General features: G+C 64.3%; 24 protein-coding genes. 13 read left to right on the forward strand and 11 right to left on the reverse strand.

The features are described 5' to 3' along the window. Positions 1-47: 47 nt before the first annotated feature. Entirely contained in the window at positions 48-389 is a 342-nt protein-coding gene (locus M0D65_RS08390) for a carboxymuconolactone decarboxylase family protein (protein ID WP_266252242.1), read from the reverse strand. A gap of 116 nt (positions 390-505) precedes the next feature. Here M0D65_RS08390 and M0D65_RS08395 point away from each other — a divergent pair, with 116 nt between their 5' ends. Further along, on the forward strand, positions 506-1,459 hold the full coding sequence (locus M0D65_RS08395; RefSeq protein ID WP_266252243.1) for an AraC family transcriptional regulator: 954 nt from the start codon (positions 506-508) through the stop codon (positions 1,457-1,459). A gap of 145 nt (positions 1,460-1,604) precedes the next feature. Here M0D65_RS08395 and M0D65_RS08400 read toward each other — a convergent pair whose 3' ends face one another. Further along, a complete protein-coding gene (locus M0D65_RS08400) occupies positions 1,605-2,279 on the reverse strand; it encodes an HAD family hydrolase (RefSeq protein WP_091006917.1) in 675 nt (224 codons plus the stop codon). A 233-nt stretch (positions 2,280-2,512) separates the two neighbouring features. Between M0D65_RS08400 and M0D65_RS08405 the strand changes: the two genes are divergently transcribed. The 3 genes from M0D65_RS08405 (at position 2,513) to M0D65_RS08415 (ending at position 4,245) form a co-directional block, all read left to right on the forward strand. Further along, the gene (locus tag M0D65_RS08405; RefSeq protein WP_091006916.1) at positions 2,513-2,782 is read left to right on the forward strand and encodes a hypothetical protein; all 270 of its coding nucleotides are present in this window, start codon (positions 2,513-2,515) and stop codon (positions 2,780-2,782) included. Positions 2,783-2,974: 192 nt separating this feature from the next. Continuing rightward, positions 2,975-3,580: a hypothetical protein gene (locus M0D65_RS08410; RefSeq protein ID WP_266252244.1), complete on the forward strand. Its 606-nt coding sequence runs from the start codon at positions 2,975-2,977 to the stop codon at positions 3,578-3,580. A gap of 212 nt (positions 3,581-3,792) precedes the next feature. Next, positions 3,793-4,245: a PA2169 family four-helix-bundle protein gene (locus M0D65_RS08415; protein ID WP_266252245.1), complete on the forward strand. Its 453-nt coding sequence runs from the start codon at positions 3,793-3,795 to the stop codon at positions 4,243-4,245. 85 nt (positions 4,246-4,330) lie between these two features. Here M0D65_RS08415 and M0D65_RS08420 read toward each other — a convergent pair whose 3' ends face one another. Continuing rightward, the gene (locus M0D65_RS08420) at positions 4,331-4,669 is read right to left on the reverse strand and encodes a BON domain-containing protein (protein WP_091006912.1); all 339 of its coding nucleotides are present in this window, start codon (positions 4,667-4,669) and stop codon (positions 4,331-4,333) included. A gap of 466 nt (positions 4,670-5,135) precedes the next feature. On the opposite strand from M0D65_RS08420, the gene M0D65_RS08425 reads away from it, so the two are divergent. Together M0D65_RS08425 and M0D65_RS08430 are read left to right on the forward strand one after the other, a co-directional pair. Next, positions 5,136-6,647, forward strand: coding sequence for an RNA polymerase factor sigma-54 (locus M0D65_RS08425; RefSeq protein WP_266252246.1), 1,512 nt, complete (start codon positions 5,136-5,138; stop codon positions 6,645-6,647). 383 nt (positions 6,648-7,030) lie between these two features. Beyond that, entirely contained in the window at positions 7,031-8,803 is a 1,773-nt protein-coding gene (locus tag M0D65_RS08430) for a CPBP family intramembrane glutamic endopeptidase (protein WP_266252247.1), read from the forward strand. A gap of 28 nt (positions 8,804-8,831) precedes the next feature. On the opposite strand, the gene M0D65_RS08435 is transcribed toward M0D65_RS08430, so the two are convergent. Both M0D65_RS08435 and M0D65_RS08440 read right to left on the reverse strand, forming a co-directional pair. Further along, positions 8,832-11,279: a mechanosensitive ion channel family protein gene (locus tag M0D65_RS08435; RefSeq protein WP_266252248.1), complete on the reverse strand. Its 2,448-nt coding sequence runs from the start codon at positions 11,277-11,279 to the stop codon at positions 8,832-8,834. 115 nt (positions 11,280-11,394) lie between these two features. Continuing rightward, complete coding sequence (locus tag M0D65_RS08440) at positions 11,395-13,014, reverse strand: MFS transporter (protein WP_266252249.1); 1,620 nt, start codon at positions 13,012-13,014, stop codon at positions 11,395-11,397. Between the two features lie 170 nt (positions 13,015-13,184). Here M0D65_RS08440 and M0D65_RS08445 point away from each other — a divergent pair, with 170 nt between their 5' ends. The 4 genes from M0D65_RS08445 to M0D65_RS08460 all read left to right on the forward strand — a co-directional run bounded on the left by M0D65_RS08445 (position 13,185) and on the right by M0D65_RS08460 (position 16,305). Then, positions 13,185-13,931 (forward strand): isoprenylcysteine carboxylmethyltransferase family protein, encoded by a 747-nt coding sequence (locus M0D65_RS08445; protein ID WP_266252250.1) that lies wholly within the window; start codon positions 13,185-13,187, stop codon positions 13,929-13,931. Between the two features lie 65 nt (positions 13,932-13,996). Beyond that, positions 13,997-14,569, forward strand: coding sequence for a TetR/AcrR family transcriptional regulator (locus M0D65_RS08450; protein ID WP_266252251.1), 573 nt, complete (start codon positions 13,997-13,999; stop codon positions 14,567-14,569). Positions 14,570-14,659: 90 nt separating this feature from the next. Further along, on the forward strand, positions 14,660-15,625 hold the full coding sequence (locus M0D65_RS08455; RefSeq protein ID WP_266252252.1) for an SDR family oxidoreductase: 966 nt from the start codon (positions 14,660-14,662) through the stop codon (positions 15,623-15,625). Beyond that, positions 15,622-16,305, forward strand: a complete 684-nt coding sequence (locus tag M0D65_RS08460) for an NAD-dependent epimerase/dehydratase family protein (protein ID WP_266252253.1) — start codon at positions 15,622-15,624, stop codon at positions 16,303-16,305. Before M0D65_RS08455 ends, M0D65_RS08460 begins: the two co-directional genes overlap by 4 nt. 23 nt (positions 16,306-16,328) lie before the next feature. Here the strand turns inward: M0D65_RS08460 and M0D65_RS08465 are convergent, their stop codons facing one another. The 3 genes from M0D65_RS08465 to M0D65_RS08475 are packed head-to-tail and all read right to left on the reverse strand — an operon-like array spanning position 16,329 to position 18,344. Beyond that, complete coding sequence (locus M0D65_RS08465) at positions 16,329-17,189, reverse strand: 4'-phosphopantetheinyl transferase superfamily protein (protein ID WP_266252254.1); 861 nt, start codon at positions 17,187-17,189, stop codon at positions 16,329-16,331. 13 nt (positions 17,190-17,202) lie between these two features. Continuing rightward, positions 17,203-17,682, reverse strand: coding sequence for a hypothetical protein (locus tag M0D65_RS08470; protein WP_091006895.1), 480 nt, complete (start codon positions 17,680-17,682; stop codon positions 17,203-17,205). Positions 17,683-17,705: 23 nt separating this feature from the next. Further along, entirely contained in the window at positions 17,706-18,344 is a 639-nt protein-coding gene (locus tag M0D65_RS08475; protein WP_266252255.1) for a nitroreductase, read from the reverse strand. Between the two features lie 326 nt (positions 18,345-18,670). Between M0D65_RS08475 and M0D65_RS08480 the strand changes: the two genes are divergently transcribed. Next, positions 18,671-19,540 carry an MOSC domain-containing protein gene (locus M0D65_RS08480; protein ID WP_266252256.1) on the forward strand — a complete coding sequence of 290 codons (870 nt, stop codon included), beginning with the start codon at positions 18,671-18,673 and terminating at the stop codon, positions 19,538-19,540. Between the two features lie 21 nt (positions 19,541-19,561). Here the strand turns inward: M0D65_RS08480 and M0D65_RS08485 are convergent, their stop codons facing one another. Continuing rightward, positions 19,562-20,455, reverse strand: coding sequence for a transcriptional regulator GcvA (locus M0D65_RS08485; RefSeq protein WP_266252257.1), 894 nt, complete (start codon positions 20,453-20,455; stop codon positions 19,562-19,564). 104 nt (positions 20,456-20,559) lie between these two features. On the opposite strand from M0D65_RS08485, the gene M0D65_RS08490 reads away from it, so the two are divergent. Next, positions 20,560-21,045, forward strand: a complete 486-nt coding sequence (locus M0D65_RS08490; RefSeq protein WP_266252258.1) for a VOC family protein — start codon at positions 20,560-20,562, stop codon at positions 21,043-21,045. 51 nt (positions 21,046-21,096) lie between these two features. Continuing rightward, entirely contained in the window at positions 21,097-21,828 is a 732-nt protein-coding gene (locus M0D65_RS08495; RefSeq protein WP_266252259.1) for an SDR family oxidoreductase, read from the forward strand. Between the two features lie 125 nt (positions 21,829-21,953). On the opposite strand, the gene M0D65_RS08500 is transcribed toward M0D65_RS08495, so the two are convergent. Beyond that, a complete protein-coding gene (locus M0D65_RS08500) occupies positions 21,954-22,790 on the reverse strand; it encodes a cation diffusion facilitator family transporter (protein WP_266252260.1) in 837 nt (278 codons plus the stop codon). A 137-nt stretch (positions 22,791-22,927) separates the two neighbouring features. Beyond that, positions 22,928-23,809, reverse strand: coding sequence for an arginase family protein (locus M0D65_RS08505; protein WP_266252261.1), 882 nt, complete (start codon positions 23,807-23,809; stop codon positions 22,928-22,930). Positions 23,810-23,923: the final 114 nt, after the last annotated feature.

Below are 23,923 nucleotides of genomic sequence, written 5' to 3' on the forward strand. Positions count from 1 at the left end.
GGCGGGCAGCGCGCGATTCAACGCACTGTTCCGCCTGCCGCGCGTAATCAGGCGCCCGTGTATGCCGCCACCGCGTCCATCGTACGAGCCGAATACACAAGTGCCGCACCCGCATTGACCGAAATCGCCACGCCCAGCGCCTCGGCGATTTCTTCGCGGGTGGCGCCGTGTTTCAGCGCTGCGTCGGTATGCACCGTGATACAGCCATCGCAGCGCAGCGTCACGGCAACCGCGAGCGCAATCAGTTCGCGCGTTTTGGCGTCGAACTGATCGGTTTTCTGTCCCGCCGACGACAACATCTGATACGCCTTCACCGTCTCCGGCGAGAGCTTCGCGATTTCGCCGATACGGCCCATCAGTTCTTTGCGGTAGTCGATCCAGTCCAGCATGATGACGCTCCTTGTCGAGAGCACGTGAGCCCGATGCCCACGCGTTGACAGCAGTATTGCGCGTCACAGCGATCTCCTGAATACTCGTTCGACTCGACTTTTAGCGGGATCGTCTCATGGATACACTGAGCCGCCTGATCGACCTGGCGCGTCCGCAAGCCAGCCTCGATCTGCGCTGTCTGTTCGCGGGTCCGTTCGTGGTCGAGCATGAGCCCGAGGCGCCGGGTATCGCACCGTTTCATCTGGTGCTCGATGGTGAATGTGTGGTCGAGACGGCGCAGAACCGGGCGCCGCTACATCTGCGGCGCGGCGATTTCCTGCTGTTTGCGCGTGGCGGTGCGCATCGTTTGCGCGACCGTGCGGCTGCACCGTTGCACGACGTGGCACCGTTCAAGCTCTCGCACGACGGCGTGCTGCCGCTCCGGCATAACGGCACGTCTGAAGGCACCGCGGAGCTCGACCTGCTGTGCGGCCGTTTCGTTTATACGCACGGGCCAGCCGCGCTATTGCTCGGCTCGCTGCCCGATCCGCTGCATGTGTCGTTGCCAGGGGCGCATGCGCAAGGCGCACTGCAGACATTGATCGCGATGATGCGTAGCGAAGCCGAACGACGCGAGCCGGGCGCACTGGCGATCGTCACGGCGCTCAGTCATGCGTTGCTTGCGCTTGCCCTGCGTGCGCACAGCGGCGCTACCGATACGGCGAACCCGGTGGTAACGCCAGGCGTACTCGCGTTGCTATCCGATGCGCGCCTGCGTGCTTCCGTCGAGGCGATGATGAACGAGCCCGAACGCGCGTGGACGATCGCTACGCTCGGCGAGGTGGCCGCGATGTCGCGTGCCACTTACGCGCGGCATTTCAACGAGCGGGCCGGTGTCACCGTGATGGATTTCCTCACGCATCTGCGCATGGCGATCGCAAGCGACCTGTTGCTGCGCACGCAGCGTAGCGCCGCCGATATCGGCATGGCGGTCGGCTATCAATCGGAAGCGGCGTTCGGCAAGGCGTTCCAGCAGAGCGCCGGGATCACGCCGGGGCGCTATCGGCGGCAGCAGAAGGAGGGCGGATAGAGCATGGATTGCGGCGCGACCGGTGAGTCTTTCCAGGAGATATAACGGTCCTGCGGTGAGCTTTTCCAGGTAGGTGAGCTTTTCCAGGATCCACCGGTTCGCGCGCACTCGAGCGACGCTACGTAGCACGCCGCGCTACTACGCATCAGGGCCGTGCGGCAACCTCGTCGAGATGGTCCAGCAGGTCGGCGGGATCTTCGTAGACGCGCAGTGCGCCCGAACGCTCGAGTTCTTCCATGCCGTAGCCGCCCGATAGCAGGCCGACGCCCAGCGCCCGGCAGCGGCGTGCCGCGAGCATGTCCCAGATGCTGTCGCCGACCACGACCGCGTGTTCGATCGACGTGCCGAGCCGGTGGGCGGCGGCAATGAACAGGTCGGGGTCGGGCTTCGCATATTTGACGTCATCGCGTGTGACGACGACCGCCTTGTCCGGATCGACGCCGAGCGCTTCGAGATTGACGCGCGCGGTTTCCATCCGGCCGCTTGTCGCGATGGCCCAGCGCGTGCCCGCCTGCGTCAATGCTGCGAGCAAGGCCTTCGCGCCCGGTAGCGGGCACACCTGGGCGCGCATTCGCGTGTAAGCCTCGGCATGTGCGCGGCGCAGCCGCTCGACCCGCTCGCCGCTGATATCGCCGCCGGTTTCACGCAACAACTGGTTCGTGAAGAGACCGCCGCTCATGCCGATCTTGCGATGAATGCGCCACACCGACAGCTCGATGCCTTCCTGATCGAGCGCCTCCTTCCAGGCGAGGACGTGCTGATAAACGCTATCGACGAGGGTACCGTCGAGATCGAACAGGAAGGACGTTTCGATACGCATGATGTTCTCCGTGGAAAGAAGCAACCTTACATGATTCGCGGGGAGAGATTGCAATCCGCGCCGGCGGAAATGTAGGGATGGCAGAGCGTATCGTGCACTCCCTATGTTGCATCTGTGTGCCGCAGCGCAGCGAAGGCGATCGAGGCGAAAGGGGGCCGGGCGAGGCCGCGCCGGGACGCGGCACGGCGTTTGCTGCCCTCCAGTGGGTTGCCACGAAGCCAGGAGGGCTCGCAATGAATCTGAACTCGACACAGGTAAGGAAAAACATTCTGATCGCTGCATCGATTGCGCTGCTGGCGTTCGGCGCGGCCGGTTGCAAACGCTCGGACAGCGGCAGTGACAGTAGCGCCAGCAGCAGCGACAGCAGTGCCAGCAGCGGTGCGATGAGCGCGCCGTCGGCGGGCGCATCGTCCGACACGGCCGCGGCTAGCGCACCGTCGGACAGTGCGTCGGCGGATGCGGGCGCGAGTGCGCCGGCGGCTGCATCGGGCGCAAGCCAGTAACGCGAAGCGCAGGTCCGGCAGCCCGGCGCGGCGGAGTGTTCACCGCGCCGCGGTTGCCGCTTTTTTGCCTGTTTTCCGCACTTTTTGCTTCCGGCGCGCGAATCAGTGTCTAACATTCCTTGAATGGGGCCGTACACGCTCCAGCATTGCAAACCTCGTTTTCGAACGTTGGATCGAATGGAGGAGGCTGATATGTCGCTGATCGTCGCAGCACGTTTCACTACATTTCCCGTTGCCGAGGATGCCGCACAACGGTTGTTCGACAGCGGATTCGTCGAAGAGGACGTCACCCTGTTTTTCGTCAATCCCCGCGGGCAGCATGCACGCTTCCCGATCGGCGGCGATATGGACAATGATCCCGCCTCCACCGAGGCACCGAAAGGTGCGGGCAAGGGCGTCACGATTGGCGCCGTGGTGGGCGCAATCGTGGGCGTGGGAATTTTCGCGGCTTTTGCCGTGCCGCTGCTGGTGACGATCGTTGCCGCCGGTGTGGGCGCCTATGTCGGCTCGTTGGTCGGCGCGATGTCGCACACGCAGGGCGGCGGCAAACGTGAACATCGTGAGTTCGTGCATCGCGCGGAGCGCGGCTCGGGTGTACTGCTGGCCGTGCATGCGTCGCCCGATACTCAACCTCTCGCAGCGCGTGTACTACGTGAAGCGGGCGGCGTCGAGGTCGAACGGGCGAATGGTCGCTGGCAGCAGGGACGGTGGGCCGATTTCGATCCGACGCGCACACCTGTGCCTGCCGATGCCTCCACCGACGCATCCAGCGAAGGACTGCAGCACAAGTCTGCGTAGCGGATCGCTCACACTGTTGTGCAAAACGGCGGTCCGTCACTGCGACCGCCGTGTATGTCGCCGCACGCCATGTCTGAAATATCTACGCACTAAGGTAAATCCCGCCGGCACACGTGAGGTTCGTGCGACCGGGCATGCAGCGTGCGATCCGGTTGGCGGGCCCCGCTGATTGCAGCGGATATAGATGAGACAACCGTAACCGGGAGAATCGAATGGCGACGAACATGGTGGATGTGCTCAACGATCTGGTCGAAACGTCGAAAGACGGTGAGCGTGGTTTCCGCAAGGCTGCAGAAGATGCGCACGATACGCAGCTCAAGACGCTCTTTGTCGATCGTGCCGATGACTGCGCAAGCGGTGCACGCGAACTGCAGGATGTCGTGCTCAAGCTGGGCGGAAAACCAGAAAGTGGTGGGAGTGTCGGCGGTGCGTTGCGTCGCGGCTGGGTCGATGTGAAATCGGCAGTGGGTGGACGCAGCGATCACGCGATCCTCGCCGACTGCGAGAAGGGCGAAGACGTCGCGAAGAAGCAGTACAGCGACGCGCTTGAAAGCGAGTTGCCGGCCGACGTGCGTACCATCGTCGAACGGCAGTTCCAGGGCGTGCTGCAGACACACGACCGGATTCGCGATCTGCGTGATCAGTATGCTGCGATGAAGTCGTAGGAAGGTACGCAAAAGAGGGTACGCAAGCAAAGAAAGACCGCCTGCATCAGCAGGCGGTCTTTCTACATCCAGAACGCTAACGCGCTTACTCCGCTGCGACCTTCAGATGGTTCTTCACACCCTTCACACCGTCGACGTTCTGCACGACGTCCTGCGCAGCCGACTTGTCGTCAGCCGACGGCACCGTGCCCGTCAGCCACACGATGCCCTTGCGCGTTTTCACGTGAATGTGTGTCGATTTCACATTTTTCGCGCCGAGCAGATCGGCCTTTACCTTGGTCGTGATCGTTCCATCGTCGATATGCTGACCCACGGTTTCCGATGAGGCGGGCGGCGCAGAAGCGCTCGTCTGTGCCGTAGCGTTCAGTGCAAACGCGACGCATGCGATGCTGCCAGCAGCCTTGAGGAATTGAATCGTTTTCATGGTTTCTCCTTCCGGTTGTTGATGAATGCGGCGGTTATGAGTGCCTTGCTGCGGTCGATGCGACCAGGTTCGTTAAAGCGAGGGCAATCCGTCCACGGGTATCGAGGGCGCAAGCGCTATGCCCGGGAAAACGAGTGATTGATCTGCGACATGGCCCGCGATCGATCGATACGCGTGCGGGCCATGCTGCGACACGACGTCGACACTGTTTGCGCAGTACGTGGCCGTGCGTGAGCGTTGCATCGAGTACTGTTCGCGAGCGTCCGCATTTTTCCGGCTACTTGTAAAAATGGCGCATGAAACTTGCGCCACAGCCATCGCGAGAAGAACAAAACTTCGATAAAACAGGAGCTTGGAGAAAGTGGCACGGGAGTTGCGTTGTAGTGATCAGAACGTATGACAGGTGTGACTTTCCGCATGGCGTCGCGATGCCGCCCTGTCATCAATTTCACAGGACTCCCTGACCATGTCGCATTCACTTGAATTACGTGCAAGACAATCGCTGACGTTGACCCCGCGTCTGCAGCAATCGGTGCGTCTGTTGCAGCTGTCTTCGCTCGAATTCCAGCAGGAGCTGCGTACCGCACTCGATACGAACCCGTTCCTCGAATACGACGCCTCGCAGACCGACGACGTCGCGCTCGAAACGTCGACATCCGCATCGACCGATGCCGCGAGTGGCGACGAATCGATGCAAGCCGAGCACGCAGGAGCGTCGGATACGGCGGTGGCCGAGATGAACGATGCGCGCGATGGAGGTGCCGATTCTGCGCACGATGCACGCGACGATCAGGCGAACGATTTCCCCGGCGACCCGTATAGCCGCAGCTCGTCGCGCAACGGCACCGGCAGCAGCGGCGACGGCGATGCCGACCCGGCTGCGTGGGCGCGCGTGCAACCCACACTGCACGAACAGTTGCACGGCACGTTGTGCCTGTATCGCCTCGACGAACGCGACCGCGACGCCGCGCGCCTCATCGTCGAAGCACTCGATGACGACGGTTATCTACGCCAGTCGTTTGCCGATCTCGTCACGCTGGTCGATTTCGAACCGGCGCTGAGCGAAGACGAACTGCTGGTGGCATTGCGGCTCGTGCAGTCGTTCGACCGGCCCGGGATCGCCGCGCGCTCGCTGTCCGAATGCCTGATGCTGCAGATCGATGCGCTGCCCGAAGATACGCCCGCACGCGGCGTCGCGCGCGAGATCGTCGTGCATCACCTCGAACGGCTCGCGCGACGCGAGCATGCCGAATTGCAGAAGCAAACCGGCTGCGATGCCGACACGCTGCGCGATGCCTGCGCGCTGGTGCGCAAGCTCGATCCGAAGCCCGGCAACTGTTATGGCCGTACCGAAGACAACTACGTCGTGCCCGACGTGATCGTGCGACAGATACGCAACAAGTGGACGGTGGCGGTCAATCCGGCCGTGCTGCCGCGTGCGCGTATTCACCGGATGTATGCGGAGCTGTTTGCGCAGTCGGCGGGCGCGAGCCGCTCGCCGCTCGCGCAGCAACTGCAGGAAGCGCGCTGGCTGATCCGCAATGCGCAGCAGCGCTTCGACACGATCCAGCGCGTGGCCGAATGCATCGTGGCGCATCAGAAGGCGTTCTTCCAGTACGGCGAGATCGCGCTCAAGCCGCTCGTGCTGCGTGATGTTGCCGAGGAACTCGACCTGCACGAATCGACGATCTCGCGTGCGACGGGCAACAAGTACATGGCTACGCCGCGCGGCATTTTCGAATTCAAGCACTTCTTTCCGCGCGAACTCGGCACCGAAAGCGGCGGTACGTGTTCGGCGGCGGCGGTGCGTGCATTGCTGAAGGAGATGATCGCCGCGGAGAACGTTCGCGATCCGCTCTCCGACGTGACGCTCGCGAAGATGCTCGCCGATCAGGGCGTGCTGGTCGCACGGCGCACGGTGGCGAAGTATCGGCATCTGATGAAGGTGCCGCCGGCGGAGATGCGACGCCAGGTGTGACGCGACAGACGATCAGGGAGCGAGGAGAGCAGGGAGACGATGTGGTGCAGGAGACGGGCCGGCCTTGGTGCCGGCCCGTTGCATTGCGCGTGACGGATGCAGCGGGCGGCCCGAGTGCCGCTGATGCCTGTCACCAGCGCCATGCCGCCGGGGTTCGGCGCGGCGGCGCAGGCACCGGTTTGTCATTTCATGACACCCGCTGCGGCCGGGTTTCGGTAATATCGCATGAGCCAGTACGGTAGCAGCGGGCGCTAGTCCGAACGCAAACCGCCTGGCAGACCTGTCCGGCCGGCCAGCCGGAACCTGAGAACACACAACAAAACAGACCAATGCCACACGGGATCTTCGCGTTCATTTTCGCCGTTGCGACCAGCACGGCTGCTATGGCCAGCATCGCTGCGCCGACCGTCACTCCCTTATCGACCGATGTCCTGCACGCGCCCGAGCGCGCCGCGGCACTCGTCTCGAATCGCCAGCAGAGTGCCTACAACGAGGTGTTGTCCGCCTACCGCGACGCACTGCGGGCCAATCCCGGCGATGCCGCACTCGCGGTTGCCGAGTGCCGCTACATCCAGAACTTTGCGTGGTCGGAAGACCTGAGCTGGGCCGACGCTGCGGCGAAGGATCTCGATGATTGCAAGACACTGCTCGCGAAACACTTTGCGGCGGACCCCGATGCCGCGCTGCTGCAGCTCGAGCAACGCTATGGCAAGGCTGCAATCGACTATGGCGAACCGCTGCTGGCACGTTCCGCGAACTGGACGCCGGCGCAGCGCGCCCAGTTGCATACGCTGCTGTCGCGTGCGTACGCGATGCAGCACGATGACCATCGCGCCGGCGAGCAGGCGCTCCTCGCCGTACAACTCGATCCGGCCAGCGCGCAACTCGTCGCGGCGATCCGCTACCTCGCGAAAGACGGACGCGCGCCGGAGGCGGTCAAGTTGCTGACGGCCGCGCCGCTGCCGAAGTTTCAGTGGCAGGAGAGCGGCAGGATCATCGTTGCGGTCGACGTGCTGCCTGCACCGGCTGCACGCGACGAACTGCGCCGCGCGCAGCGGGCCGGACTGAAGATCGATGGCTACACGGCGGCACGTGCGTTGCGTCAGGCCGGTGATCTGGCCGCTGCCCAGGCGGCGCTCGCTGCCGATCCGCCGCCGGCTGCCAACGAGACCCCGCAGAAGCGGCAGTTTCGCCTCGATCTAGCGTTCGAAGCCCGCAATACGACTGCGGCGGCGCAGGTGCTGAGCGACTGGGTGAAGCAGTCCAGTAGCGCCACGCCGCTCGCGTATGGGTATGCACGTCTGCTTGCACTCGATCCCGCCAGGGCCATTGCTGCGCCAGGCCTTGCGTTGCTCGCCGGCATGCTGAGTGTGTATCTGCTGACGTTCGCGCTGTCTCCCGGGCTACTGCTGTTCCCGGTCCACTATCGCGGCACGGTTCGCGCCCGTCTCGGCAAACCGTTTACACCGCTGTTCGAGCGCATCGGATTGCGCCATGCGTGGTACGCGTTCGCGGTGTTTATCGTGGCGCTGTTCATGGTTCCTGCGTTCCGTTCCGGCTCCATGGGCGAGTTGCTCAGTACCGGTTCGCAATCGTCGCTCGACTGGCAACGCGAGGTCGCGATTTCGGAGTTCTGGATGATCGCGATCGCTACGCTGTGCCTCGGGTGGCTTGCGAGGCGTCTGTCGTGGCGCGAATGGCTCGGTAGCCACAACTGGAAAGCGGGCTGGTTGCTGTTGCCGTTCTGTTGCCTCGGCTACGTGTGGTTCGAATATGTGAAGCATCGGCATGGGCTGCCTGACGCGCACGCGACGGCACTCGCGCCGTGGCTCGCCGCGCTCATCGCGGGGGCGCGCTCGATGGGCGGGTTGCCGCTCGTGCTGCTGTTGCTCGCGGGGCTGGTTCCCGTTCTCGAGGAGTTTGTGTTTCGCGGCTGTCTGCTGGGCGGTCTTTCGCGTCATCTGAGCTTCGGCTGGGCGAACGTCTTGCAGGCCGTCGTGTTCTCGGGCATGCACCGTGACCCGCCGCGGATGGTCTTCTACTTCTTGCTGGCACTCGTCGCGGGCTGGATGGCGAAGAAGACCCGGGGTCTGGCGATGCCGATCCTGCTACATGCCATGAACAACGCGCTGTTCGTGTTGCTCGTGGCTGGATAGCGGCTGGACCTGGAGGCTGGTTTACCGGCTACGAACCTGCGCGGGGCGCACCGGTCTGCGGCGCCGTCGCATCGCTCCTGTCGCTCCCGTCGCTCCCGTCGCTCCCGTCGCTCCCGTCGCGCACCCACACACTACGCTGCGGATTCGCGATCTGAATACCGCGCGCGAGAAACTGCTCGGCGATCCTCCGGTTGAATTCGCGCTGCACCCCCCAGCGCGCGGTATCGCGGCATTGCACCTGGCCCGACAGGACCATTGCCGCGCCGTCCACCTGATCGATGCCCCAGTAGCTGAAATCGGACAGGATGCCGGCCTTGAACGCATCGTCGTTACGCAGCGATGTGCCGATTTCCTTGAGCGTCGCGACGGCGAGATCGATATCCTGCCCGTACGCGATGCTCACCTTGACGGCCGCATTGCCGAGCCCGCGATTCGTGTTGTTCACCGTCGTGACCGAACTGAACGGCACGGTAAACAACGAACCGTCGCTGGCGCGCAGTCGCACGGTGCGGATCGACAGATACTCGACGGTGCCGGACACGCTCGCCACGGTGACCGAGTCGCCGACCTGCATCGCGTTTTCCATGAGCAGAAAGATACCGGTGATGAAATCCTGCACGAGCTTCTGCGAGCCGAAGCCGAGTGCAACGCCGAAGATGCTCGCGCCGGCGAGCAGCGGCGCGGTATTCACGCCGAGTTGACTCAACCCCGTCAGCACGACCACTAGCGCGATCACGACGAAGAGCGTGGCGCGCAGCATCGGTAGCAGCGTGCGCAGGCGTGCGGCCCGCGCGATGTCGCCGCGCGCGGTCCACTGGTCGAGGCGGCGCTCCACCGCCACGTTGACCGCTTCCCAGACGAACAGCGCAACGGCTGCCGCGACGGCGATCGTCACGAGCGCGGACGCGAGCCGATGGCCGATCGAACCGCTGCTAAAGAGCTGCCGCAGATCGACGCCCCACGCAAGCAGCAGCAAAAACACCGTGCAGATGACGATCAGCACGGAGAGGGTTCGACGCAGTAACGGGTAGTAGCGGTACGCATGCTGATGCACCAGCGACAGCTGTGCGTCGCCTTCCACATGAAAGAACCGCGCGAGCGCGCCGAGCAGCACGATCGAAGCAACCCGCGCGCCGACCAGAATCGCGATCGTGATGCCGCCCACGTGCAGCAGCGCGTGATAGCCGTTTTCCACATCGAGTGCCCAGACGAACCAGAGCGCCATCACGAGGAAGATGGCGATCGCGGCCCATGCGTCGGCGAGGCCGTTGCCGACCAGCGACGTCGGACGGTTGCCCGACGTGTGGGCGCGAATCCATGCGGCGACGGGTTGGCGGCATTGCAGGATCATCAGGGAGAGCAGTACGTGGCCGATCAGGGCGACCGCTTTGGTCAGCGCAACGTGCGCGGTGTCGTTCAGGCCGAGTGCCGCCGCCGTTTCGACGATGGCCGAGCCGGCGCCGATCAGCGTGACGCTGCGTACGATCCAGCGTTGCAGCCACGCAGCCCAGGTATCGCCGAGTCGTAGCAGGCGCAGACCGGGTGCATCCGGTTGCGTGAAGAAGCCGGCCGCGATGACGACCACGCGGCAGATCACATAGATGTCGATCAGTGCGCCGATTGCTTCGTCTTGCGGTGTGCCGTCGTCGGTCAGTAGCGACATCGTTGCGCTCGCGGCGGCGACGAAGACGACAAGCGGTAACGCCTTGACGATCAGCCGCAATACCGCGTGGGGCAGGCGGCGCAACAGCGACCAGTGGAGTGCGACATGTTGTTCGCCATGTGCTTCGCGTAATGGGGCGATCGGATTGGCAGCGGCGGGTGTATTGCTTGAGGGCGCAGGTGCGTTTGGAGCCGAGGCCGAAGCCGGCAGATCCAATGCATCGCGCTGGCGCGCAGCGAGTGCGCTGCTGGCGCGCCGCAGCAGACGGCGCGCCAGCCATTCGAGCACCAGCGCCGGCAGCAGCGCAGCGAGCAAGGTGCCGAGCACGCGACCGAGTATCGCGCGATGCTGCGGGTTCGTCAGTTCGTCGCTCCACCACGCACGCAGCGACGACACGTCGAGCAGCGCCGCCAGCGAACTGCGCAGCACCGTGATCACGTGCAGGCTCCAGCGCGCACCCTGGCGGGCGAGTTGCGAGGCGAGACCGTTGGTCTGCAGCGCGGACACCGCCGATGCGCCGCTTGCCGGGCTTGCTGCCGCCGCTCCACTCGCCGCCGTTGCTGTTGCCGTTGTCGGAGCGGGCGCGCTGAGCGCACCGGCAGCGGCGATCGCCCGCAACGTGTCTTCGATCTGTGCACGACGCGTCGGATTGTTCAGCACTTCGAGCGCCTGACGCGCCTGATCCGGCGTCAGCGCGACGAGCGGAGTCGATGCCGCGGCGGGTGCGGTGGCGGCCTCGGTGGGTGCAACGAACCCTGGCAGTACCACAAGTGCGAACAGAAGAAGAAACGAGCTGATCAGGAGTTTACGCATGGTTGACGAACAGAACGACATGAGTGGAAGCGGACACGGTACCGCACGATTCGTGCCGCCTTGCACAGGATGATAAGCAACCGACCCACGCCCGGCAGTACAAGTTCCTGCGGACTCAGCGGCGCGTACGTTTGATGGTCACCGCGGCGCACACGGCGGCGGCCAGCGCGCAGGCGGCGCAGACCAGTGCCACGGCGGCGAGCGCGCGGTCGATCGCCTCGGCCTGGGCGGCGGCAACCGGCCTCGCAAGGTCTGCGGCGACCTGGGCATTCGCGTTCGCTCCGGGTTCGAGTGTGCGCAGCGACTGGCGCACAGTCGGCGACAGATCCAGCCGGTCGAGCCGCGCCGACAACGCCGCATCGTGCGACCACACGAAGACGATGCCGAGCACGGCGATCGCCAGCAGGCTCGCGACACGCGCAACCGCATTGTTGATCCCCGATGCAACGCCCGTGCGTTCGGGTGACACGGCGGCCATCACCGTAGTGGTGAGCGGCGCGACGGTGATCGTCATGCCGAGCCCGAGTACGACGAGTGCCGGAAAGAAGACGTTCCAGTAGTTGCCGCCCGGCAGCGCGAGCATCGCGAATCCGATGCCCGCAACGACCGGTCCCACCGTGAGCAGCGCACGCGCGCCGCAACGTGCCATCAGGCTGCCGGTGAAGCGCGACAGCAGACCGATGACGAGCGGCGCCGGCAACAGCGCGGCGCCTGCTTCGGTGGCCGTGTAACCGTGTGCGCGGATCAGCGCGTATGGCAGGAAGAACATCGCTCCGCCCACGCCGAAATACAGCAGCAGCGTGACGAGGTTCGTACCGACGAAGTCGCGCGAACGGAATACGTCGAGCGGCATCATCGGTTGCGCGCTTGTGCGTTCGATGATCAGAAACACCACCAGCAGCACGATGCCGGCTGCAACCGGACCGAGCACGACCGGCGCTGCGAAGCCATGCACCGGAGCCGCCGTCAGACCGTAGGTGAGTGCGCCGAGGCCCGCGGCAGCGGCCAGTGCGCCCGGCCAGTCGAGTCTGCCTTGCGCATCGGGGCTGCGGCTGTCTGGTATCGAGGCAAACGCCAGCGCGATCGTTACGCACGCCAGCGGGACGTTGAGAAAGAAGATTGCGCGCCACGACCACGTATCGACCAGCCAGCCGCCCATGACCGGGCCGAACGCACCGGTGATTGCAGCGACGCCCGCCCATGTGCCGATGGCCCGGCCGCGCTCGTGCTCGTCGAACACGGCGCCGATGATCGCGAGGCTGCTGGGCACGAGCAGCGCCGCGCCGATGCCCTGCACGGCGCGCGCAGCGATCAGCGTACCGACGCCCGGTGCGAAACCGCACGCAATCGACGCAAGTGTAAACAACCCGATGCCGGCAACGAACACCGTGCGCCGGCCGAGCCGGTCACCGGCGGCGCCGCCCACCAGCACCAGCGAACCGAGCAGCAGCAGGTACGCGTTGACGACCCACTGCATGGCGGCGACGCTCGCCGCGAGTTCGTTCTGGATCGACGATAGCGCGACATTGACCACAGAACCGTCGATAAACGCCATGCTCGATCCGAGGATCGTCGCGGCGAGCGCGAGGCGTTTGTGTCGCGACGGCCGGCCCGCGGCAGGGGGCTGGGTGCGGATGACCAGCGCATCGCAGGGGCTTGTCTGCGAGCCGACGACGTGAGCGGCGCGCTGTACGTTCGGCGGATCGAGTGCGTCGCGAACGTCGTGAATGGCCAAGGTCGCTCCTCGGAGGGGAATCGGGTCAAGCATAGCAACGTGGCGGATTTACTGCTATACGGGCACCACGCTTCGACCTACCATGCAGACATACCGTGATTCGGCACCCTGGCCAGGCGCCGATTGTGCCAAAGCGGAAATCCATCATCAAACAGACAAAACGCATCAATATGAATGTCGATCCTGTTGCATCGAATCCCGATACGGAATCGCCCGCAAACGCGAGCACTCGTATCGGCGATACCGGCAGCGAAGAGGGCAACGACGCAAAGAGTGCTCCGGTTAGTCAACCTAAGCGCCTGACCCAGAGGCAGATCGTCACGGAGATCCTGCTGCGCGCTGGTACAGCGGCGCTGCTGTTGCCGTTCTTCATCTCCGTCATGCATCGCTACCTGCTCGATCCGACGCGCATCGCGTTGCTGTTCTTTGCGATTGCCGAGGCAGTGACGCTGGTGTTCGTACTGTGCTCGCGCGTGCCGACAGAACGCGACTGGCATCCGGTGAGTGTGGTGACGTCGTTTTGTGCGACCTACTATTTTCTGGCCTTCAATCTCGCTCCGGGCGTACATCTGGTTTCCGAAAAATTCGCAGCAGGATTGCAGATCGTCGGTTTTCTCCTGACGATCGTCGCCAAGCTGTCGCTGCGCCGCTCGTTCGGTCTGCTGCCGGCGCATCGCGGGCTCGTGACCGACGGTGCGTATCGCTACGTACGCCATCCGATATACACCGGATATTTCATCCGCGATCTCGGCTTTCTGTTGCCCACCTTCGGGCTGCAAAATCTGCTGATCATCTTGCTGCATTGGGTATTGCAGGTTATCCGGATCGTGCGCGAGGAGCGGCTGCTGTCGAAAGACGACGCGTATCGCAGCTACAAGAAACGAGTCCGTTATCGGGTCGTGTGGGGCCTGTTCTGATCCCGCTTGCAGGAAACACGCACTCCGTCTATTATTGAGCGCTCACTCATTTAACGGAACAATTCGTGGCACGTCCTCGCAGCGAAGACAAGCGCAACGCCATCCTGTCGGCGGCTACCAAAGCCGTCGCGACGCTCGGCGTCGAAGCCACGACGGCGAAGATCGCCAAAGGGGCGGGCGTTGCGGAGGGGACGTTGTTTACCTACTTCGACAGCAAGGACGTGCTGTTCAACGAGCTGTATCTGGATCTCAAGCACGATCTGCGCGGCGAGATGACGCGCGGCTATCCGGCGGCGGGATCGGTTGTTGAGCGCGGCCGTCACGTGTGGGACCGCTATATCGACTGGGGCGTCGCGTATCCGTTCAAACGCAAGGCGATGAGCCAGCTGTCGATCTCCGGGCGCATCACCGAACACAGCCGCGATGCCGGCATGGCCGCGTTCGGCGAGATCAACGCGATGGTGCATCAGATCTCGTCGAACGGTCCGTTGAAGGACCAGTCGCCGTTGTTCGTCGCGGCAATGATGAATGCGATTGCCGAAGCGACGATGGAGTTTATCGAACGCGAACCGAAGCAGGCAAAGCGCTATAAGGCCGCTGGATTCCAGGCGTTCTGGAGCGCGGTAGCCGGTGTGTGATGCGTTTTTTTTAGCTTCGTAATGAGCGTGTATTCACTCAATTAATATGATCAGTTTGTTTTCTCCGATTCACCCCAGCAGGAGTGCGCAATGCCCAAAGTATCGAAGGTCTGGACCACCCAGGATATTCCGCGCCAGGACGGCCGGCTCGCGCTCGTGACTGGCGCAACTGGCGGCATCGGGTACGAAGCCGCTCTCGCGCTGGCGGGGGCCGGTGCGGAAGTCGTCCTCACCGGCCGCAACGATGCGAAAGGCGACGTCGCGCTCAACCGCATCCGGACAGTTCATCCGGGCGCGAATATTCGCTATGCGCACCTCGATCTCGCGAGCCTTGCATCGGTTCGCGCCTTCGTCGATGGTTTTGCGAGCCGGCATCAAGCGCTGGATCTCCTCGTGAACAACGCGGGTGTGATGATGCCGCCCACGCGCCATACCACTCAGGATGGTTTCGAATTGCAGTTCGGCACCAACTATCTCGGCCACTACGCGTTGACCGCGCGTTTGCTGCCGTTGTTGCGCGCGGGGCGCGACGTGCGGGTCGTCAACGTGAGCAGCGGAGCGCATCGAATCCAGGCGGACATTCATTTCGACGATCTGCAGTGGGAGCGCAGTTATCGTCCGTGGCCTGCGTATGCGCAGTCGAAACTCGCGATGTTGCTATTCGCCTTCGAACTGCAACGCCGCAGCGATACGCACGGCTGGGGGCTCACCTGCAACGCGTGCCATCCGGGCTATGCGCTGACCGGTTTGCAAAGCGCGGGTCCGGGGCTCGGAAGCAACGGGCGACGTACGCTGATCGAACGTCTGTCGGCTGCGCTCGGGCCATACGTGGCGCAGTCGGCAGCCGGTGGCGCGCTGCCGACGCTGTTCGCCGCAACCTCGCCCGATGCGAAGCCCGCGGGATACTATGGGCCGCAGGGGCGCTTCGAGCTGAAGGGGCCGGTCGGCGACGCAATCGTCGGCGAGAAGGCGCGCGACAAGTCGCTCGCCACGCGCCTGTGGGACGTTTCCGGTCCATTGGTCGGCGTGCAATGGACCGAGGAGGCAACGACGTGAAGGTAGTGATTTTTGGTGCGACGGGAATGGTCGGGCAGGGCGTGTTGCGCGAATGTCTGCGCGATCCCGATGTGACGGATGTGCTTACCGTCGGGCGTGCAACGACCGGGCAACTCGATCCGCGTCTTCACGAACTGGTGCGCAGCGACCTCACGCAGTACGCGGGCCTCGATGACGAGTTGTCGGGCTACGACGCGTGCTTCTTTTGTCTCGGAGTTTCGTCGGTGGGGATGAAGGAAGACGACTATTCGCGCGTCACCTACGACCTGACACTCGCCGCGGCCAGCGTGCTCGCGCGCCTCAATCCGTCGATGACGTTCGTCTACGTGTCCGGCACCGGTACCGACAGCAGCGAACAGGGCCGCGTGATGTGGGCGCGTGTCAAAGGGCGTACTGAGAATGCGTTGCGCCGGCTGCCGTTCAAGGCGGTGTATCTGTTCAGGCCCGGTGTGATTCAGCCGCTTCATGGCGTGCGTTCGAAGACCCGGCTGTATCACACGTTCTATGTGCTGCTGGCACCGCTGCTGTCTACTGCGCGGCGGCTCTTTCCCGCGCATGTGCAAACCACGGAAAGCCTGGGACGCGCGATGCTTGTGGTCGCGCGACATGGCGCACCGAGCGCGGTGCTCGAACCCGCCGATCTGAACGCACTTGCTCAGGACAGTACCGCAAGGGCATAAGCAGACATCAAGCAGCTAGACCATCAACGATCGTCTACACGGCCGTCAGGCCCAGCCCAACCGAACGCATGCACGCGCGTGACCGGTTGCGCGGCCGCTACGGCCGCGCAGATCGCACCTGGCATCGGCACATCGAGCACGTGCCAGCGGCCCGCCTCGCCGGTATCGACGAAGAACGCCGCGCTCTCCTGACGCAGCACATTGGCATCGGCGTCGAGTAGCGGCTTGCCTGCGGCAGCAAGAAGGCTCGCGTGGCGCACGTGGCTGCGCAGCGCGATCGAATGAGCGATCGTCGTACGTTCCTTGAGCGCTGCCGTGAACGTGCCGTTGCCGGTGTCGATGTCGATTTCATCGGTGGGCAGCGGCAGGCGGGTGCCGAGTCCAAACGGGCTCGCGCTGATGCCGATCATGATCCACACCCCCGCATAGGCGACCTGTACCTCGATGCCCGCACGATGGATGTCGGCGAGCACCGGCTGGCCGAGCGGGTTATCGGTGAGCGCGACGTCGGTCGGCGCACAGTCGAGCATCTGCGCGAGCACGCCGCGCAGCACCGCCCGGCCCACCGCGAAGCGCTTGCCGAGCGCCGGGTTCGGATGATTCTTCACGCGCGCGAGTTCGGCTTTCGACAGCCGCATATACGCCGCTTCTTTCGATACGACCTGCCATTCGGGACGCACGCGCCAGAGCAGCAACTCGCCGGCGGGCGGCAACGGGTCGCCTTCCGGGCGGCGCCACGCGAGCCGTTGCGGCAGGAACGCGAGGTCCGGAACGCGATAGATCGCGTGACGCGGTGTTTCGCGGCGGCCGTTCGTGCCCTGTGCGGCTTGCGCAACGTGGTTGCCGTGCGGCGTGCGGGCAGAGACGAAAGTGATTCGTGGCAAATCCGGCTGCCTTTCAATGCATATACGTGACGCGCCGCACGCGCACGCGGATCACGATGCCCGCGTCGAGCAGCGAAATCGCGAACCAGCGCGCGATCTTCAGCATGCCGCTCACGGCGGGCTGCGGCAGCCAGTCGTTCAGCAACTGCATGGCGGCGTGGCTATGGGTTTTCTGTAGCAGCGCGATGGTTTGCAGCAGCGAGGCTTCGTCCTTCGCGAGATCGCTGGCGCAGCGGCAGCGTGTGTCGAGCCGGCGGCACGTCGTGCGCATCAGGCCACGCATCAGCATGTCGAAGTAGGTCAGGCCGTCGGCGGTCATGCCGGCTTCCGACAGGACTTCGCGCCAACTGTTGCGCATGCGTACCGCGTCGCACTGCGGACGCAGCCAGGTGCGTACCGCGCTGACCACGGTTTGCTCGGCGATGTCGGGATGTTCGGCGAGCGAGTCGTCGAGCAACGAATGCTGTCTCGCGGGTGGGCTATGAAAGTGCATGCGACCTCCAACCTCGTGGATGCTTAACGCGACGACGGACCGGTCCATTCGCGCACGTGGGCCGCGCGCTCGGGACGAACGGCATCGCGTTGCGCCGATGCCGGCGTACCGATGAACAGAAAGCCGAGCAACTGTTCCGACGGTTCGAAGCCGAGCGCGTCATGCATGCGCACATCGTACGAATCGACGCCGGTGGCCCAGAAGCCGCCGTAACCGAGCACATGAATCGCGTTCAGCATGTTCATCGCGGCGGCGCCGACGGAGAGCAGTTGTTCCACTTCAGGGACGGTCGAAGTGCCGTCGACCGCTGCGGCGATCGCGATGATGATCGGGGCCGCCTGCGCTTTCCTGCTGCGATGCTGATGAGCGGAGCGCGGCTCGTCCGGCATACGCGCGCTTGCGATGTCGACCAGCACTTCACCGAGTGCTTCGCGCGCTGCGCCACGCACGAGGACAAAGCGCCACGGGCGCAGGTTGCCGTGATCCGGCGCGCGCAACGCGACATCGAAGATCGAGGCGAGTTCGGCGTCGTTCGGTCCGGGACTGGTCAGCGGCCAGTACGACTGGCGCGACAACAGCGACTGCAATACGATGTGCGCGCGGTCCGGGGCGGCATCGTGGGCGCTACGTTCGGCGGATTCAACGGGCAGGGGTGAGTTCATGGACGGAAGGATCGAGAGTTTTGAGACATGCCGAATCATGGAGCAAATTCCGCACAATTGCAAATGATTCTCATTTGTATGTGAGACAGGTATGAGCAGAATGCCAGTGCAACCTGGCTGGCTTGTGTCACAGCGAAAAACGGGGCGGAGGGCCGGCCCGCCTGGTTCGGACGCTATTCATGCGACTCGCTGACGGCGTCGCGCGCACCTTGCAGCGGATGCAATGGCGGGCGAAAATCACACGATCGCGGCGCTGAGCGCTGCGCTCCGCCGCATCCAACGCGTCTTTCCCGCGCGCCTTATTTCCCCTGTGCCGGTTCCCACCCATGCCATCCGTCAGTGCGTTGTTCATTTATCCCGTGAAATCGTGCGGCGCGATCGCGCTCGACCATGCGCTGCTGGAGCCGCACGGGCTCGAATGGGACCGGCACTGGATGGTCGTCGACGGCAACGGGCGCTTCGTGTCGCAACGCGAGTACCCCGCGATGGCGCTGATCCGGCCGGTATTCACGCACGCTTCGCTGGATCTGTCGGCGCCGGGCGCGGCCGACGTGCTGCGCCTGCCTCTGGAGGCGCCGCGCGACGCGACACGCGTGCCCGTGACGATCTGGCGTGACAGCCTCGAGGCGCTCGATGAGGGCGATGGAGCGGCGCGCTGGTTTTCGGAGGTACTCGGTGTGCCGGTGCGGCTCGCGCGATTCGATCGTGAGGTGACGCGGCTTGCGAACAAGATGTGGACCACAGGCACCGACGCGCCGACGAAGTTCGCCGACGGCTTCCCGTTACTCGTCACGACCGAAGCCTCGCTCGACGAACTGAACCAGCGTCTGCGCGCGAAAGGCGCCCCTTCAATACCGATGAACCGTTTCCGGCCGAACATCGTACTGAACGGCGTCGACGCGTTCGAAGAGGACTTTGTCGAGACGCTGTCGATCGGCGCGGACGACGCCATCGTGTTGCGCTTCGTCAAACCGTGCGCGCGTTGTCCGATCACGACGGTCGATCAACTCGAGGGGCGCCCCGATCCGCAGTGGCCGACCGAGCCGCTCGATACGATGATGGGCTGGCGCGCCAATCCGCGCGTGGATGGTGGCCTGACGTTCGGGCAGAACGCGATTGTGGTCGGCGGTGCGGGGCGGCGCGTGAATGTTGGGACCGATGTCAGCTGGGAGCTGGCCTTTCCCGACGACTTCTGAAGATACTTTCCCCTTGCGCGACTAATTGCCGGGTGGCGCCAGTTCCGCCAGCAGCCAGTCGCGAAACGCCTTGACCTTGCGTTGACGGATGGCGCCCGGCGGGTAGACCACGTAAAAGCTCGACGTCGATTTCAATGCATGTGCGAACGGTCGAACCAGTCGCCCGGTAGCGAGGTCGGCGGCCACCAGCATGGTCCGGCCGAGCACGACGCCTTCGCCTTGCACCGCTGCCTCGACGGCGAACGTCGCGGAGTCGAACGTAATCCCGCTTTGCGGATCGACGCCTTCCACACCCGCGCTGGCGAGCCACGTCGCCCAGTCGATTGGAAAAGCGTCGTGGATCAGCGTGTGATGTTTCAGGTCCGCGGGCTTGCGCAATGCTCGCTTGCCTGCGACGAGTCTGGGACTGCACACCGGAAATACCTCTTCCTCAGTGAGAAATTCCGCAGTAAGCCCTGGGTAATTCCCGCCGCCATAGCGGATCGCAATGTCGATACCGTCACCGAGAAAGCTGCTCAACTGGCCGGTCGTCGAGACCCGCACGTCGATCTCGCTGTGCTCGCGATGAAAACGATAGAGACGCGGTACCAGCCATTTCCCGGCAAAGCCATCGGAGGTGCTGACGTTCAACGTCGAGTTCGAATGGCGCGTCGTGGCCGTTGCGGTCGCGCTCGACAGCCGGTCCAGCGCTTCGCGAACCGCCCGCGCGTACGGTTCGCCGACAGCAGTGAGGCGCACCGAACGCGTCGCGCGCTCGAACAACTGGACGTCGAGCTGATCTTCGAGGTGCTTGATGGCACGGCTGATGGCGCCGTGCGTGACGTTGAGTTCCTCCGCCGCTCTGGAGAAACTCAGATGCCGGGCAGCCGCTTCAAAGCTCGGCAATGAATTGAGTGGCGGTAGTTTGCGGGGCATGGCGATTAGTGAGTGTTAGTCACAGATTGATGCCAAAGAATGGTTTGTCTGTCAACCCGCCGATGACCAGAATGTCCTTCATAGCTACCACTCAGGAGAACGACATGGCCACCATTCACCCATTTCTCTGGTTCGAGACCGATGCGCAAGATGCACGCGATTTTTATCTGTCGGTCTTCAGGAACAGCAAGGCGCTCGACTCGGTGGAGTTCAGCGACAAGGTTTCCGGCAACAACAAGACGGCGCCGATGGCCGTTCATGGCTTCGAACTCGAAGGATTGCGTTTTACTGCGCTCAACGCGGGATCGGCGCCGCGGTTCAACGAAAGAGTCTCGCTCTACATCGAGACGAAGGACCAGGGCGAAACCGATTACTACTGGCACGCGCTGACGGCAGGCGGTGGCGTCGAAAAGCAGTGCGGCTGGCTGATGGACCGGTATGGCGTCCACTGGCAGGTCGTGCCGGAAATCATGCTGCGGCTTCTGGCCGACCCGGACCGCGAGAAGGCCGACCGGGTGCGGTACGCGATGTACAAGATGTCCAGAATCATCGTCGCCGATATTGAAGCTGCGTATGCGGGCAATGCGTGAGTGCGTCAGTACGTAACGCGCCCGCGCTCACCATCGAAAACGGAGACTGACATGGCATCGCTCAAGGGACAAAAGATTGTCGTCGTGGGGGGTAGTTCGGGTATCGGTCTTGGTGTTGCGGCCGCGGCTTTGCAGCATGGTGCAGACGTCGTAATCGTCGGGCGATCTTCTGAGAAGCTGGAGGCCGCACAGCGCTCGCTTGGCCAGGGTCGTCGTGTGACAAGCCTGGCTGTCGATATCACGAAAGAGCACGACGTCGCCCGCGCTTTCGACGACGTCGGCCCGTTCGATCACCTCGTGTCGACTGCGGGAACGCCGCCCCCAGGCGATCCGATCGAGCGGATCGACATCGATGTCGTGCGACGCTTTTTCGACAGCAAACTGATCAGCGCTGTGACGCTTGCAAAACACGCTGCGCGCACGCTCAGAAAGGGCGGTTCGATGACCTTCACGTCGGGCATCAACAAGGATCGGCCGCCCGTTCCTGGCGGCGCGGTCGTGGCGGCGATTGCAGGTTCGTTCGGCTATTTCGCCCACGCGCTTGCGCTGGAACTGGCGCCGACGCGCGTCAATGTCGTGTCGCCGGGGTGGGTCGATACGCCGATGTGGGATGACATGGTCGGCGAGGCCAAGGTGGGCTACTTCGCGCAGATGGCCGCCCGCTTGCCGGCGGGCAGGATTGCGACGCCCGCGGATGTGGCTGCCGCCTATGTCTATCTGATGGAGAGCGAGCTGACGACCGGCGAGACGATGCATATCGATGGCGGGCAGCGGCTGATCTAGGCGCCTGTGGGCGAGAAAGGCCTTCGGGCATTCTGGACACTACGCCGGTCAGAGCGGCGGGTGTGCGGTTCACCAGCGGGACGGAGTCGCACGGGCCGTCGATGCCGTGCGCTGCCTCGTACCGCTCACGCAGCGCTGCGACTTTCCAGCACCGGTGCGTCCTGATCGACGGGGATGAGACGGGTGGCTGTGCGGTCGTGCGAAGGTTGCAACGGCAGCACGCGCGCGTCGAGCGGCATCGTCAGCGCGTCAGTGCGTACGACGTGCATACGGGCGGGCGTCGTGGCGGCCGGGCGCTGCGCAGTATGCCGACGTTGTTTCAGATCCCGCAGCCCACGCGATCCGAAGCCGTAGCCCGTCTTGACGATCATCAGGCCGATCAGTGCCGCGGCCAGGTCGTCGAGCCGCGTAAGACCCGCAAGACTGCCGCCGATCGCCACCGTCACGACCAGCGAAGACAGCGCATCGGCGCGCACATGCCATGCGTTGGCGAGCAGCAGGGTCGAACGGCTGCGTTTTGCTTCGCGCGCCATCCAGCGGAACAGCGTTTCCTTGCTGGCGAGCGCGAGTACGGCGACGCCGAGCGTCACGATATCGAAGTGGCTGTCGGGATTCACACCGGAGCGCACCGCCGACTCCCACGATTGCCACACCATCTGGAGCCCCGTTGCGCCAAGCAGCGCGCCGAGCGCAAGCAGCGCGAGCGGTTCGTACTTCGGATGCCGGCGCGTCGGATCGGCGGCCGCGGCGCGGGCGTCGAGAGCGCAGGCGAGCAGGACGAGCGCGTCGGCGAGCATGTCGACGAACGAGTGCAACGCATCCGCCAGCATCCCGGACGAATGGGCGGACAGGCCCACCGTTACCTGTAGCGCCATCAACAGCAGATTCAGCACGATGCTTGCGACGAGCACCTTCGACGTCGTGCTTATCGACGACGTTCGTTCCTGCAACGGGGTTGTCATGGCATCCCGGTTGTGTGTGGGGATGCCAGAACATACCGACGCTACGTTGCGGCTACGTGACAGTGGGCGTGTCGGGCGGGCGGCGTCGCTTGAGGGCTCCGGCGGCGGGCATCAGGTCGCAGCGTCGGGTTCGGATGTCAGGCCCGATCCGGTGCCACCAGCAGCGGCGCCAGCGCATCGAGCAGGGCGTCCGGCGAGCAGGTATCCGGGCTGCCCTCAAGCCGCTTCCGGTCGGCCCAGGCGCCGCTCCAGGCGACCTCGAATTCCGCGATTTCGAGCCCGATCAGCCCACAGTCCGCGAGTACCTGCGCCGCAGCGGACAGGTCGTCCAGCGACAGCCCGTCGTCGACCGCGTACTCGGTCGGCACGACGCCGGGATTGAGCACATCGCAGTCGAGATGCACATAGACCTCGCGACCGGCGATTGCGCTGCGCAGGCGTTCGGGCAGGCCGTCGCCGACGGGCACCAGCGCGATCGTGCCGGCGTCGATCAGGGCGCGCTCGGCGGGATCGAGATCGCGGGCGCCGACGAGGATCACGTTCGCCAGATCGAGGTCGCCGCCCAGGCCGGTATTGTCTTTCCAGTCGGTGTCCCAGCGGCCGGCCGCGCCGGTGAGCACCAGGCCGCCCAGATAGCCCGACGAAGATGTCGACGGCGTATTGCAGTCGCCGTGTGCATCGAACCAGACGATCGCCGCATCCGGCCGGTGGCGCGCGACGACCGGCAGCGTTGCAAGCGCGCTGGCACAGCGCCCCATCGTGGTTAGCAGAGGCGCGCTGCCGTCTCTCAGCAACGCGTCGTAGTGGGCGGACAGACACCGCAGCCAAGGCGTAGCCGCGGTCAACTGCTCGCGCCATCCACCGGGGAATGCTGCCTCCGGTTCGCCGATGCGGGCCGGCTCGAGTCCGAGCCGTCGTGTGAGCGCAAGGCCGACAACGAGCGAGCCGGCCATGCCGCGCTCGTTGCGATCGGCGGTGCGGCCGGTGAAAACGGTGAGGGCGGGGCGATGGTTATGCATGAGCCGGATTCCGCTGACGATGGTCGAGCGAGTATCGCATGGGCCAGGAGTGGTGCTGCAGCGGCGCTTCGTAGCCTCGTGCAACGCATTGCACAAGTACCTGTGCAAGTACAT

The sequence above is a fragment of the Paraburkholderia sp. CHISQ3 genome, from assembly GCF_030464945.1.
Taxonomy (GTDB): Bacteria; Pseudomonadota; Gammaproteobacteria; order Burkholderiales; family Burkholderiaceae; genus Paraburkholderia; species Paraburkholderia megapolitana.